The organism is Treponema sp. R6D11 (genome assembly GCF_054786075.1).
Genome location: NZ_BDHD01000524.1, coordinates 1 through 838, shown reverse-complemented (window position 1 = coordinate 838; position 838 = coordinate 1). Strand labels below are relative to the sequence as shown.

Here is an 838-nt window from a genome sequence, read left to right as displayed (position 1 = left end):
GGTAAAGTTTGATAAACCCCTTCGCATCGGCGTGGTTGAACAATTCCCCCGTAGTAAAACTTGCGAGACTGGTGTTGTAGAGCGAGTAGGGTGACGTAACTCCCGCTGCGCTAATCGAACCTTTGTAAAGTTTAAGCCGCACTTTTCCGCTGACCGTCTGCTGGGTGCTGTCAACAAAAGAGGAAATCGCTTCGCGTAACGGAGTGAACCAGAGGCCGCCGTAGATAAGCTCGCCCATTTTAAGGGCGGCCTGCTGTTTGAAAGAGTAAGTCTGCCTGTCAAGACAGAGGTGTTCAAGCTCGCCGTGGGCGTAGTAGAGGATTGAACCGCCCGGCGTTTCGTACACCCCTCGGCTCTTCATGCCGACAACCCTGTTCTCAACAAGGTCTACAATGCCGATACCGTTAGCGCCGCCGATTTTGTTAAGCTGGTTGATAAGGGCGACCCCTTCCATTTTCTTTCCGTTAAGAGAAATGGGAACGCCCTTTTCAAATTCAATTTCCACGTATTCGGGCTTGTTAGGCGCTTTTTCAGGCGGAACCGTAATGGAGAGCATTTTTTTGTACATCGGCTCGTTCTCCGGGTCTTCAAGCTCCAACCCCTCGTGGGAAATATGCCAAAGGTTGTCGTCCATGCTGTAGGAATTTTTTTTCTTCATGGGGGCGGGGATTTTTCTTCTGGCAAGATACCTCATCTCATCTTCCCGGCTTTTAAGCTTCCAAGTCCGCCACGGGGCGATAATTTCAATGTCGGGTGCGAGCGCCATGATGCCAAGATCAAACCTTACCTGATCGTTCCCCTTGCCCGTCGCACCGTGGGCGATGGCGGTCGCCTTCTC

At 51.8% G+C, this 838-nt stretch carries 1 protein-coding gene; it reads right to left on the bottom strand.

Annotated features, from left to right (window positions below; genetic code table 11):
• The coding region (locus ACYVTD_RS14430; protein WP_461248412.1) for an argininosuccinate synthase at window positions 1-838 on the bottom strand (838 nt) is incomplete at both ends.